General features: G+C 62.2%; 13 protein-coding genes. 4 read left to right on the top strand and 9 right to left on the bottom strand.

Features of this window, described 5'->3' with window-relative positions:
- The first annotated feature begins 402 nt into the window (after positions 1-402).
- Positions 403-849, top strand: a complete 447-nt coding sequence (locus D0Y60_RS07885) for a hypothetical protein (protein ID WP_117368577.1) — start codon at positions 403-405, stop codon at positions 847-849.
- Positions 850-858: 9 nt separating this feature from the next.
- On the opposite strand, the gene D0Y60_RS07880 is transcribed toward D0Y60_RS07885, so the two are convergent.
- The 7 genes from D0Y60_RS07880 to D0Y60_RS07850 all read right to left on the bottom strand — a co-directional run bounded on the left by D0Y60_RS07880 (position 859) and on the right by D0Y60_RS07850 (position 10,016).
- Positions 859-3,657, bottom strand: a complete 2,799-nt coding sequence (locus D0Y60_RS07880) for an EAL domain-containing protein (protein ID WP_117368575.1) — start codon at positions 3,655-3,657, stop codon at positions 859-861.
- 188 nt (positions 3,658-3,845) lie between these two features.
- The gene (locus D0Y60_RS07875) at positions 3,846-5,063 is read right to left on the bottom strand and encodes an FAD-dependent oxidoreductase (protein ID WP_117368573.1); all 1,218 of its coding nucleotides are present in this window, start codon (positions 5,061-5,063) and stop codon (positions 3,846-3,848) included.
- Between the two features lie 93 nt (positions 5,064-5,156).
- Positions 5,157-5,864, bottom strand: a complete 708-nt coding sequence (locus D0Y60_RS07870; RefSeq protein WP_117368571.1) for a glutathione binding-like protein — start codon at positions 5,862-5,864, stop codon at positions 5,157-5,159.
- Between the two features lie 93 nt (positions 5,865-5,957).
- Complete coding sequence (gene hisG, locus D0Y60_RS07865; RefSeq protein WP_117368569.1) at positions 5,958-6,653, bottom strand: ATP phosphoribosyltransferase; 696 nt, start codon at positions 6,651-6,653, stop codon at positions 5,958-5,960.
- A complete protein-coding gene (locus tag D0Y60_RS07860) occupies positions 6,650-7,783 on the bottom strand; it encodes an ATP phosphoribosyltransferase regulatory subunit (RefSeq protein WP_117368567.1) in 1,134 nt (377 codons plus the stop codon). The genes hisG and D0Y60_RS07860 overlap by 4 nt, the downstream gene beginning before the upstream one ends.
- Before the next feature lies 1 nt (position 7,784).
- A complete protein-coding gene (gene hisS / locus D0Y60_RS07855; RefSeq protein WP_117368565.1) occupies positions 7,785-9,299 on the bottom strand; it encodes a histidine--tRNA ligase in 1,515 nt (504 codons plus the stop codon).
- An 81-nt stretch (positions 9,300-9,380) separates the two neighbouring features.
- Positions 9,381-10,016: a helix-turn-helix domain-containing protein gene (locus D0Y60_RS07850; protein WP_158565432.1), complete on the bottom strand. Its 636-nt coding sequence runs from the start codon at positions 10,014-10,016 to the stop codon at positions 9,381-9,383.
- A gap of 180 nt (positions 10,017-10,196) precedes the next feature.
- Here D0Y60_RS07850 and D0Y60_RS07845 point away from each other — a divergent pair, with 180 nt between their 5' ends.
- The 3 genes from D0Y60_RS07845 to D0Y60_RS07835 are packed head-to-tail and all read left to right on the top strand — an operon-like array spanning position 10,197 to position 11,487.
- Positions 10,197-10,700, top strand: coding sequence for a hypothetical protein (locus D0Y60_RS07845; RefSeq protein WP_158565430.1), 504 nt, complete (start codon positions 10,197-10,199; stop codon positions 10,698-10,700).
- A 40-nt stretch (positions 10,701-10,740) separates the two neighbouring features.
- The gene (locus D0Y60_RS07840) at positions 10,741-11,061 is read left to right on the top strand and encodes a hypothetical protein (protein ID WP_117368559.1); all 321 of its coding nucleotides are present in this window, start codon (positions 10,741-10,743) and stop codon (positions 11,059-11,061) included.
- A gap of 45 nt (positions 11,062-11,106) precedes the next feature.
- Positions 11,107-11,487, top strand: coding sequence for a DUF305 domain-containing protein (locus D0Y60_RS07835; RefSeq protein ID WP_117368557.1), 381 nt, complete (start codon positions 11,107-11,109; stop codon positions 11,485-11,487).
- 89 nt (positions 11,488-11,576) lie between these two features.
- Here D0Y60_RS07835 and D0Y60_RS07830 read toward each other — a convergent pair whose 3' ends face one another.
- Complete coding sequence (locus D0Y60_RS07830) at positions 11,577-11,798, bottom strand: hypothetical protein (protein ID WP_117368555.1); 222 nt, start codon at positions 11,796-11,798, stop codon at positions 11,577-11,579.
- A 158-nt stretch (positions 11,799-11,956) separates the two neighbouring features.
- Positions 11,957-12,586 (bottom strand): DNA-3-methyladenine glycosylase I, encoded by a 630-nt coding sequence (locus D0Y60_RS07825; RefSeq protein ID WP_117368553.1) that lies wholly within the window; start codon positions 12,584-12,586, stop codon positions 11,957-11,959.
- Between the last annotated feature and the right edge of the window lie 9 nt (positions 12,587-12,595).

The raw sequence follows: 12,595 nt of genomic DNA, 5'->3' as shown, positions 1-12,595 counted from the left end.
ACTGTATCGTTTCCGGAAAAAAGATTTTGACCATTTGTACAATAATTATCAAAAAGCCGTTGATGGTATCAAAAAACCAACTATAAAGACGCTCCAAGTGAACTTTAAAGATTCACAAGGGGTTCAGGCGCTGGGGAACGGCATCATTCTTGCCGCTGATCGTGTAGCCAGACATCCCGAACGATTTTGATAGAAACCGCCGGCGACCTGAATGGAGAGGCAGCGGTGGTTTTCTCGCGTACGTCCGATCCGCATGCACAGACGGAGCCGGATGCAGTTCAGTTCATAAGAAAGTGGGGGCGGCAGACTTCGAGGAGGTCAGCCGGCACTGCTTTTTAGCATGTTGCGTGCCTCAGAGCCGCGACGTGATGGTCAAATTCGAGCAACTGCCTGAGGTCGTAGGTGTTCAAAATAATCAAGACTGATCTCTCGGCACCCTTTCTTCCGGGTTCGATGGAGCTCGATGAGACGGACAATGAGCTGTTGACGCAATACTGCGTGACGGAGCGTTGGACCGGCGACCTTTCCAACGGCCTGTTCACGCTTGGCGAGAAGGCGACGCAGGCCCATGGCCTGACGCAGCGCACTTGCGGGCTGCTCAATCTCATCCGCTGCTACGAGCCGCTGGACCGTACCCGTGTGCTGGAACTGTTCGAGCAGGCGGCAACCTCTTCGTCCTCGTTCTGTTTTTCCACGACGGTTCACCTCGACGGCGCGCCGCGCCAGCCGGTCTTCTGCGTCGGGGAATCGACGGGTCTCGAGGAGAAATATGCCGGTACGATCATCGGCGTCTTCATCTTCCCGCGCTTCCAGATCGATCTCGTCGGACGGCGCTTCAAGCGGCAGTAGAAGGCGGCTTTACGCCGCCTGGTTCTTCTCCGTGTCGACGCGGATGCGTTCCACAGGCACCGGACGCCCCAGGAAATAGCCTTGTGCCTCGTCACAGCCTTCGTCGAGAAGGATATCGAGCTGGCTGCGGGTCTCCACACCCTCGGCCAGAACCGGTACGCGCAGCGACTGGCCGAGCGCCAGGATGGCGCGGATAATGGCTTTCGCCTCCGGGCTTGCCTCCACCTCGCTCATGAAGCTGCGATCGAGCTTGATCTTGTCGAAGGGGAAAGCGCGCAGCGTTTCGAGCGACGAATAGCCCGTGCCGAAATCGTCGATGGCGATCGTGACGCCAAAGGCCTTGATGCGGCGCAGCGTATTCAGGGCCCGCTCCTTGTCGCCGATGATCGTCGATTCCGTGATTTCGAGCTCCAGCCGACGCGGGCTGAGACCGGTTTCCAACAGCACCCGATGCACGAGATCGGCGACATCGGCATTACCGAGCTGGACGGGCGAGAGATTGACAGCGATCTTGTGCTCGTTGTCCCAGGTCGCGGCCTCGCGGCAGGCTTCGCGCAGCACCCATTCGCCGATCGGCAGGATGGCGCCGCACTCTTCGGCAATCGGAATGAATTCGGACGGCGGGATCGTGCCGCGCACCGGATGGTGCCAGCGCAACAGCACCTCGTAGCCGATGGTCTCGCCAGAGGTAACGGCCTTCTGCACCTGATAATGCAGCTGCAGCTCCTTGCGTTCGACGGCCTGCCATAGATCATTGGCGATCAGGCGACGGCTGCGGGCGGCCTCGTCCATCGAGACCTCGTAGAAGCAGACCGTCTCGGTCAGCGCATCCTTGGCGCGGTACATTGCAAGGTCGGCATTGTTGAGCAGCGCTTCGACCGTATCTGCGTCGTGGGGATAGATGGCAACGCCAAGGCTAGCGCCGGGCTTGATGTCATAGCCGTCGATGCGGATTTCGTCATTGAGGCAGGTTTCGAGGCGCTGGAGGAAGTCGGTGAGGTCGGCCATGTCCTCGAAGCGCTTGGAAGCGGCAAACTCGTCGCCACCGAAGCGGGCAACGGTTTCGTCGGCCTCCAGGCAGGCCTGCATGCGCCGGGCGAGCGTGGTCAAAACCTCATCGCCTGCGGCATGGCCACGCGTATCATTGATTTCCTTGAACTTATCGAGGTCGATGCCGACGGCTGCGACGAGACCACCCGAGCGGCGCGCGGAGACCAGATCGGCCTCAAGGCTGGTGTTGAAGCTCGCACGGTTCGGCAGGCCGGTCAGGCTGTCATGGCGGGCGAGGAAGGAGATCTGCTCCTCCGAGCGCAAGCGCTCGGAAATGTCCTCGTAAGTCGCAACCCAGGCACCATCCGGCAGCGTGCGATACCGCAGCTGCACCGACGCGCCGTTGGAGAGCTTCTCGACGATCGCGCCACCGTCATTGGCCTGGATGGCGGCACGGCGGCGCGCATACATGTCGCGCGCCCGCGGCTTCCAGATGTCAGGATCGACGAAGACGTCGGCCACACCCCGATCGACGATCTCGCGCAGCGTCATGCCCGGCTGGATTCGGCCTTCCGGAAAGCCGAAGATTTCGCTGTAGCGCTTGTTGGCGATCAGCAGGCGTTCGTCCTTGTCGAACAGGCAAAGGCCCTGCGACATGTTTTCGAGTGCAAGGTCGAGGTTCTTGGTGACTTCGGCGAGCCGGTCGGCATTGACCTTTTCCTTCGTCACGTCCTTGGTGATCTTGGCATAGCCCATAAGCACGCCGCTGGCATCAAAGATGGCATCGAGCACGACATGGGCCCAGAAACGCGAGCCGTCCTTGCGGTAACGCCAGCCTTCGCTTTCGTATTTTCCCTCTTCGCGCGCGATGCGCAACGCCCGGTCCGGCAAACCATCGGCAAGATCATCCGCGCTGTAGAATTGCGAAAAATGCCGGCCGACAATCTCGTGCGCCTTGTAGCCCTTGTTGCGTTCGGCCCCCTCGTTCCAGTTGGCAACGCGGCCGTCGGGATCGAGCATATAGATGGCATAGTCCTTGACGCCCTGTACAAGCATGGCGAACTGGCGCGTGCTTTCATTCGCCGCGAGCTCCGCCTGACGGGCGAAAACGGCGGCCGTCAGGCCGGTGAAAAGCAGCGAGAAGGCGACGACCGCAATCAGCGGCACCATGAGGCTCGTCGACAGCATCGTATCGTCGCTGACCGGCATCAGACCCGGCTCGACGCGAACGGCGGCCATGGCTGTGAAATGCAGAGAGACGACGCCGAGCGCCATCAGGCCCGTCGCCACCGCCCGATCGCGCGCACTGTGTTGCGGGCGAATACAGAACATCAGGGCGAGCACACCAAACAACCCGGCGCAGACGAGCGAGGCCACGACATAGGGCATATCCCAAGCAAGCACACCCGGCAGCTCCACAGCCGACATGCCAATGTAATGCATGGAACTGATGCCGGCCGCCAGCAGCAGGCCGCCGGCCACGATGGCGCTGCGACCGCTCACATATGTGACAATGGCAAGGCCGATCGTCGTGATGACGATGGCGACACCGAGAGAAACCAGCGTGAGCTCCATGTCGAAGCCCATGGCCACACCGGGATCATAGGCGAGCATGGCGATGAAATGCGTGGCCCAGATGCCAAAACCGCTCGAAGTGCCGGCAGCCCCCAGCCAGAGGTTACGCGCCGTGCCCTTGGCGACCAACGCCCGCCGCGTCAGCGTCACCGCGACATAGCAGGAGAGGAAGCAGATCAGCGCCGCAAGCAGCACGAGCCGCAGGTCGTGCTCGACGGTCAGGCAGGTCAGGATACGAAGCATGAGGGATTTCACCGGGTCGGAGCTGCTATAGAGCCCCACTCAGCCGGAGAAGACTGAAAAATGAGTGAATTCAGAAAGTATTGAGTGATGTCCTGCGAATTCGCCTTTTATCATACTTAACGAATATCAAAACCATACAACTGTTCTAGCATATAACAGTCGAGCGCCACACGCCAGCGGCGAAAGCCCTACAGCGTCAACGTCTTGAGGTCCGTCGCCGGATCTTCCAGCACCGCCCGTTCCGGCGTGCGCCCCATCTCGATCAGCTTCTTGCCGACCACATAGGCCTTGGCGTCGTTGACCGCGTCGACCGCGATGAGCTTGCCATTCCGGAAATACCAGACGGAAACGCTGCCCTCGCGCTGGCCGGGGCGCACGAACGTATCGTCGAAGCCCAGGCAGAAGCCGGCGATCTGCAGCTTCACGTCATATTGGTCCGACCAGAACCACGGCTTTGGCTCATAGGGCGCATCGCCGCCGGCGATGACGGCGGCGGCGGCCTCGGCCTGGTCCACGGCGTTCTGCACGGATTCGAGCCGGACGCGATTACCCTCGAAAGGCAGCACGGCGCAGTCGCCGATGGCGAAGATCGCGGGATCGGAGGTGCGGGCATGCACATTAACGACAATGCCGTTTGTGACTTCGAGACCGGCATCGCGGGCAAGCTGGTCATTGGCCGTCACACCGATGCCGGCGATGACGACATCGACGGGCAGCACGAAACCGTCGGTCAACTCCGCGCCGGTGACGCGGCCATTTTCGCCGAGAAGGCGCACAAGGCCGGTTTTTTCGCGCACATCGACGCCACGGGCATTGTGGATCGCCTTGAGAATCGTCGCCGTCGCCGGCGACGCGACGCGGGCAAGGATGCGGTCGGCCATCTCGATGACCGTGACATGAAGCCCCCTACCCCGTGCGACGGCTGCCGCTTCCAGGCCGATATAGCCGCCGCCGATCACCAGCGCTCGCCGGCCCTCCTGCATTTCCAGGCCGAGCCGGTCGGCATCGCGGTAGTCGCGCACGGTGAAGACGCCGTCGAGGTCGCCGCCGATATCGGACGGCAGGCGGCGGGGCGTCGCGCCGGTCGCCAGCGCCAGGAGCTGGTAATGCAGCGTCGAGCCATCACTGAGCGTCACGGTCTTGGCATCGCGGTCGATCGCCGTCACCTCGGTGGAGAGGCGGATGTCGACATTGTTGTCGGGATACCAGTTTTCCGGGCGGAACATCAGGCGGGAGAGGTCGGCCTCGCCGAGCAGGTACTTCTTAGAAAGCGGCGGTCGCTGGTAGGGATGGCTCGCTTCGGCGGCTATGATGGTGATCGGCCGATCGTCCTTCAGCGCACGCAATTTGGCAACGAGGGCAAATGCGGCCTGACCGCCGCCCACAACAACCAGTCTTCCCGTCACGATATTTCCGTCCCTTGCCTGTTTTCCCAGACGTAGCCCGCGTCGGCGGGTGGCGTCAACATGGCCGCCACGCCGCCGGATTTCTCGTTTGCGTCAGGCCTTGGCGGGGATTTCGAGGCCCTTCTGGCTCGCCGGACGGGCGACGCAGCGCTCCAGCCAGGCCATGACATGGGGGAAATCAGCATAACCCAGCGCTTCGCGGCCGCCATAAAAGATATCGGCACCGCGGATCCATGGGAAGGTCGTGATGTCGGCGATGGTATACTCGTCGCCCATGATCCACGGCCGATCTTTCAGCCGCTCTTCGAGAATGGAGAGCAGGCGCCGCGATTCATCGCGGTAACGCTCGGCGGGATAGGGATTGTTGGCGACCTTATCGGCGGCAAACTTGTGGAAATGGCCGAACTGGCCGAACATCGGCCCGATGCCACTCATCTGGAACATCACCCAGGCCAGCGTCTCATAACGGCCGGCGGCGTCGGCAGGGATCAGCTTGCCGGTCTTTTCTGCGAGATAGACGAGGATCGCGCCCGACTCGAACAGGCCGATCGGTTTGCCGTCGGGACCGTCGGGATCGATGATCGCCGGAATGCGGCCGTTCGGGTTGAGCGAAATGAACTCCGGCGACTTCACGCCATCAGGCCCGAACTCGATGCGATGCGGCTCATAGGCAAGGCCGAGCTCTTCCAGCGCGATCGCCACCTTCACGCCGTTCGGCGTGGGCAGCGAATAGAGTTGGAGGATAGCGGGGTTCTTGGCGGACCATTTCTTGGTGATGGGGAAGGCGGACAGATCGGACATGAAAACTCCTCAGTGCAGGATCCCACAAATAGGGTGCGAGACCCGGCGATGTCAGGGGCCGACGAAAACTTTCCTGACTGAAAAGGGGGCGCCTCAGAGCGCGCCGCGCACCGCTTCGATAATCTCGGCCACGACAGGATCGCCCGCATGTTCGGCCTTGCGGGCGCGCACGAGGCAGGCCTCAGACTTGAGGATCACGCCGTCGGACAGGATCTTCAGGTGGTTGGCCACCAGCGTCGAGCCTGTCGAGGTGATGTCGACAATGATATCGGCCGAACCGGACGCCGGCGCACCCTCGGTGGCGCCGAGGCTTTCGACGATGCGGTAGAGTTGGATACCGTGGTTGCCGGAGAAGAACTGCTGGGTCAGCCGCCAGTACTTGGTGGCGATGGTCAGGCGGCGGCCGTGACGGGCGCGGAAATCGGCGGCGACGTCGCCGAGGTCGGCCATCGTATCGACGTCCAGCCAGATTTCCGGCACGGCGACGACGACATCGGCATGGCCGAAGCCGAGCCGGGCGCAAAATTCGACACGGGCATCGGCTTCCGCCAGCCCTTCGCGCACGAGGTCCTCGCCGGTCACGCCGAAATCGACGGTGCCGTTGGCGATCTCGCGGGAAATTTCGGAGGCCGAGAGGAAAGCGATCTCGATATCGTCCCGGCCTTCGACACGACCGCGATAAGAGCGGTCATTGCCGACGGCGGTGACGGTGAAGCCGGCGCGGGCGAGCACGGCGGAACTGTCTTCCTTCATGCGCCCCTTGGAGGGCAGGCCGATGGTGATGGTCATGCGGCTTGCCCCTTGACGCTTGCGATGCGGTCGAGCCAGAGCGAGAAGCCGACGGCCGGAATGCGCTCCCTGGCGCCGAGCAGCGTCAAGAGCCGGTCGAAACGGCCGCCGCCGGCGAGCACTAGAGCGTCACCCTCGGGCGCGATCTCGAAAACGAGGCCGGTATAATAATCGAGCGGACGGCCGAAGGCCGCACGGTAGGTGATCTCGGCCGGATCGACGCCGGTTTCGCTGAGCGCCGCAACGCGGCTTTCGAAGCGGGCGAGTGCGGCGCCAAGCGACAGGCCGGCCTTGTCGGCGAAGGCGGCGAGCGCCTTTGGGGCTTCGGCAAGGCTCAGCTCCAGCGCCAGGAATTCCTTGAGCAGCGCGAGCGTGCGGCTGTCGAGGCGGGTACTGGCAAGCTCCATCTTCTCGCGCAGGCGGCGCGCGATATCAGCCGGGCTGCGGCTGGCATTGGTGGAATAGCCGGTCGCCTCCATCGTCTCGTCGATATGAGCGATCAGCCGCGCCTCGTCGTCGAGTGTGCCGAAAATGGCAAGGCGCTCGACCTCCGGGCCGAAGGTGCCTGAGGGCGCGGGATTGGAGAGATCCGCCATCAGCTTCTGCAGCTGCGCCTGGTTGCCGAAGGCATGGACCAGCCGCTTCTGCCAGCCGGCCGGCAGGCCACAGGCGGCGACGACCGCCTCGAAGACCGACTGATCGCCGAGCACCACGGAAAGCTTGCGACCCGGCAGGCGGTTCTTCAGCACGGCCAGCGCATCGCGCACGGCGCGCGCATCGGCGCGGGCGACATCGGGTTCGCCGAGGTCTTCGATGCCGGCCTGATAGAACTCGTTCGAGCCCTCGCGGCGCTGGCGGAAAACTTCGCCGAGATAGGCGTAGCGCTTTGGCGTGCCGGTGGCGGTCTCGATATGGCGCAGGCAGACGGGAATGGTGAATTCGGGGCGCAGGCACAGGCTCTTGCCCGTCTCGCTCTCCGTCATGAAGATGCGCCGGCGCAGGTCCTCGCCCGCCATGTCGAGGAAGGGTTCGGCCGGCTGGATGACCGGCGTATCGACGCGCTCCGTGCCGAGCCTTTCAAGATCGGCAATCAGATCGGGCGCGAAGGCGGGAAGGTTGACGAGAGGCATCTCAGCCGGCCCGTGCCCGGTCTTCGGCCTGCGCGGCAAGGATTTCGCGCACCTTGGCGACAAGCTCGGTTTCGGGCACGGAGACCTGCGCCACGCGGGCTTCGCGCCAGGTGGTGTTGTCCTCGATCTCGCCGGAGAGGCGCTTGCCCTCGATCAGGTCCTTGATCTGCACCAGATTCTCGGCGCGCTCGTCGCCACCCTGGATGATGGCGACGGGGGCGTTGCGGCGGTCGGCATATTTCAGCTGGTTGCCGAACTTCTTCCAGTTGCCCTGGTACATTTCGGCACGGATGCCCGCGGCGCGCAGCTCCTGCGTGAAGCGCTGGTAGCGGCCCATGCTCTCGATGTCGCCGTCCATGACGGTGACGAGAACGGGCGCGACAACCTCTTCGGCGCCGAGCTTGCCGAGGTTCTTCAGCGCCGTCATCAGGCGCGAGACGCCGATGGAGAAGCCGGTGGCCGGCACCGGCTGGCCCATGAAACGCGAGACGAGACCGTCATAACGGCCGCCGCCGCCGACCGAACCGAAGACGACCTTTTCACCCTTCTCGTTGGTGACGGCGAATTGCAGCTCGGCTTCGAAGACCGGGCCGGTGTAGTATTCGAGGCCGCGCACGACGGAGGGATCGATCTTGATACGGTCGGAGCCGTAGCCAGCGGACGTGACGAGGTGGCCGATCTGGTTCAGCTCCTCGACGCCCTCGCCGCCGCGCGTGCTGCCTTCGAGCAGCTTGGCGAGGTCGGCAGCGCTTTCGGCATAATCCTTGATGCCGACGAAGAAGAGCACCTTTTCGATCTGTTCGTCGGCAAGGCCGGCGCCCTTGGTGAAGTCTCCGGATTCATCCTTGCGGCCGGCGCCGAGCAGCAGCTTGACACCTTCGGGACCGAACTTGTCGAGCTTGTCGATGGCGCGCAGCACGGTGAGGCGCGCGCCCGCCTTGTCGTCGCCGCCAAGGCCGATCGCTTCCAGCACGCCATCGAGAACCTTGCGGTTGTTGACGCGGATGACATAGTCGCCCCGGGCAATGCCGAGCGCTTCCATCGTGTCGGCAAACATCATGCACATCTCGGCATCCGCCTGCACGCCGGCAGCGCCGACCGTGTCGGCATCGAACTGCATGAACTGACGGAAGCGGCCGGGACCGGGCTTCTCGTTGCGGAAGACATAGCCCGCGCGATAGGTGCGATAGGGCAGCTGGATCTCGTTGAAATTCTCCGCGACATGGCGGGCGAGCGGCGCCGTCAGGTCGTAGCGCAGGCTCATCCACTGATCGTCGTCGTCCTGAACGGAGAAGACGCCCTCGTTCGGACGGTCGCTGTCGGGCAGGAACTTTCCGAGCGCGTCGGTATATTCGATGAGCGGGGTTTCCACCGGATCGAAGCCGTAGCGTTCATAGACCTCGCGGATCTTTGCGGTCATCTCGTTGACGGCGCGGATGTCCAGCGCGTCACGATCGACGAAGCCGCGCGGGAGGCGGGCTTTCAGCTTCTGCGGTTTTTTCTGCTTTTCACTCATCGGGATACCCGAAATTCCTGTATTTCCGTTGCCGGTTTCCTAGCGGATTGGGCGGGCAGCGGCAAGGCGCAAAAGCCCCCCTTACGGCCGCCGCGACAGCGTATCCCAACTGTGCACGATAACGGCAGAGGTGGTTTTCGCCTGCTTCTCGGGAATGAGGATCGAATAGGTGTCGCCGCGGATGATGCCGCGCATTTCCGACTGGAAGGACAGCCGCTTCATTTGCACATAGCCCTTGGGAATCGAGGTTACCGACAAAGCAGGGCCGCCGTAGACCTCGATGCTCGCGACCTCGCGGGCATAGAGGCTGGCGACCAGCGCCTGATCCTCGATGCAGGCGCGGTAGTGGCCTGTAAGATAGCGGCGGATGCTGGTGCCGACGACGGCGCGCATCTCGGGGCTTTCACGATATTCCTGCTGCGAGCCGCCGAGATAACGGATGTCGCGTCCCTCCCAGAGATTGCGGCTTTCCCGCGAAGCGAGAATATATGCAAGCAGGCGGCGCTCGGTCTGGGCATCCGCCCGGCGCAGGAAATCGACGATGGCGCCCGTGGCACGCAGATCGGGTGCCGCCGTACCGCGCTCCCAGCGCGAGACCGTGGTCGATGAAAAACCGAGTTTCCAAGCGATATCGTCCTGGGTGAGCCCGACCTTGAGGCGATAGGCGCGCAGCTGATCTACGAGATCGTGGCCGGTGTTGATAACAAAATCCCGCAAATTCAACTCTTGCGCAACATGAAAGAAAATTCCGCACTCAGAGGTATAGCAAACGACCAATCGGTCCGCTTTCGGCGGGTTTCGATGTCGGCTAACGTTAAGAATAGGTAAACGTCCGAGATTGCCGTTTGGCAAGCGGCTCGATGGGGAATAACGGCGTTTTCCGGATGTGGGGCCAGAATGGCCCTCGCGCCTCGTTACGACATGCCTGGATCGGCATGGCTCGGCATTCTGTGCGGACCGGACCGAATGATATTGAAAGCAATCACCCCTCCCCTCCATCTTGCCTCAGTGGCTGACATCATCGGTATTGATCCGCGCACACTCGAAACCGCCTTCATATGCGAAGAATGGAGCGCAGAACTGGCGACCGGGATTCTGAGCCTTGGACCGGAAACGGCGGCACTGCATGGCGTGACCGGCCCGTCCTGCGGCATCATGGATCTCATTCGGCTCTACGATTCGGCCGACCTGACGAAGGTTTTACAGGCGTTGGAAGATGCCGCGACGAGCGCATCCACCTTCGTCTTCTCCACCAGCATCCGCCCGGCGCCAGACCTGTACCGCCCGGTTTTCTGTTCCGGCAGGTCGGAAACCGATGGCACAACCGGCACCATTTGCGGGACCTTCGCCATTGCTCGGCTGTGCTTTGCCATGAGCACGAAACCGAAAGCCTTGAACTGACCCCTTCCCTTTTATACGGCAGCCACCTATCTCTTATTTCATGAGGCAGGTTCTGTTCCTATTCGCCATTCTGGGCGCGCTTTTCTCCGGCTGGCTGCCGGCGATGGGGGCGACGTTCAGTCTCGGCCAACCCGCCGGTGTACATGCCATGCATGACATGACCGGCAAGGACAGTGGCGGCGATCATGGCAAGACGAAGCCAATGGCCCATCCCGTCGCCTGTTCCGCCTGTTTTGCGATAGAGGCCGAACGGATCGTGCCCGCAGGTCGGCTGCTCGTCGTCTCGGAGCGCACGCCCGCCATACCGCCAGCCCTTGCCGGCCTGGTCTTGCGCCCGCTCGATCCCCCTCCCCGGTCCTGAACAGACAGACAATTGCCCTCAATCTGTTCAGAACTGGAAAACACAATGAATGCAAAGACTTTGTTTCTTGGCGCAGCCCTTTCGCTCGCCTTCACCTTGCCTGTCCTCGCCCAGGAGGCCGACCATTCCGCCCATCAGGGCATGACGATGGACGCGCCGGCCGAAAGTAAAAGCCCCTCCACACAGGCTTTCATCGATGCCAACGCAAAAATGCATGCAGCCATGGCGATCGACTTCACCGGCAATGCCGATGTCGATTTCGTGCGCGGCATGATCGCTCATCACCAGGGGGCGATCGACATGGCGAAGGTTGAGCTGGAGCACGGCAAGGATGCCGACATCCGCAAGCTGGCGCAGGACGTCATCACCGCCCAGGAAGGCGAGATCGCGATGATGAAGGAATGGCTGGCAAAGAACGCCAAGTAAAACCTGACAAAAGCCAAGTCTAAACACAGAAGGCCCGCCGGGAAGCCGGCGGGCCTTTCAGCAGGATCGTTCAGACGCTGAGCGGCTCCCTATTCGCCGGCCGTAAGTGCCCTTTGGGCCGCTGAAGCCTCGACGAGCGAGGCCGCAATGACGCGTGCCATCAGGAGACTCGTTTCGCGAAGTTCGGTGTTGCTGCCGCTGCGAGCGGTCCGGATGAGGCGGAAGCCTTCCCGGAGCATGATTTCCTGGGCCTTGTCGCAGGCCCAGTGTTCAAGACGAGAATCGTCGAATGCGGATGCTTTTGGCGCCATGTTTCCCCTCATGCCAAATCATTCAGCACAAAGCGGCCCATCACGACTACGCACGCGCAGGTCGTCCCCAGACTTTCCGATGTATGATAATGCCGCTTGAGATCAAGCTACATGATTCGCTGTAGAATCAAACATATATTTGCGAGGCATCCCTAGAATTAGGGACGCTCCAAGCTATTTCTCTTAACTTCGACTTCCGGGCGGCAGAAACAACCCTCGAGATGATCGTTGACGAGGCCCATTGCCTGCATAAAGGCATAAACGGTCGTCGGCCCGACAAAGGTCCAGCCACGCTTCTTCAAGTCCTTTGAAAGGCGCACCGAGGTAGGCGTCGTGGGATTGGCGACGATAATATCCCACTCTACCCGTTCCGGCCGCTCCTGCGGCGTCGGTTCGAAGCTCCAGAAGTAGCGCGCCAGCGTACCAAACTCGTCGCGCAGCGCCTGCGCCCGCTTGGCGTTGTTGATCGTCGAGACGATCTTGCCGCGGTGGCGCACGATCCCGGTATCGGCAAGGCAGCGGGCGATATCATCGTCATCGAATGCTGCAACCTTGTCGAAATCGAAGCCCGCGAAGGCGGCGCGGAAGCCCTCTCGCTTGCGCAGGATGGTCAGCCAGGACAGGCCGGACTGGAACCCCTCCAGGCAGATCTTCTCGAAAAGCCTGATATCACTGGTAACGGGCTGGCCCCATTCCTCGTCATGATAGCGGCGATAGTCTTCCAGATTGCCATGCCATGCACAGCGCATGCGCCCGTCGTCACCGTCCAGCAGTCCCCTTGTCGTCATCGCCGTCTC

This window comes from Shinella sp. WSJ-2, assembly GCF_003432075.1.
Lineage (GTDB): Bacteria > Pseudomonadota > Alphaproteobacteria > Rhizobiales > Rhizobiaceae > Shinella.
The sequence above is the reverse complement of the archived record's forward strand: the minus strand, read 5'-3'. Positions and strand labels throughout refer to the sequence as shown.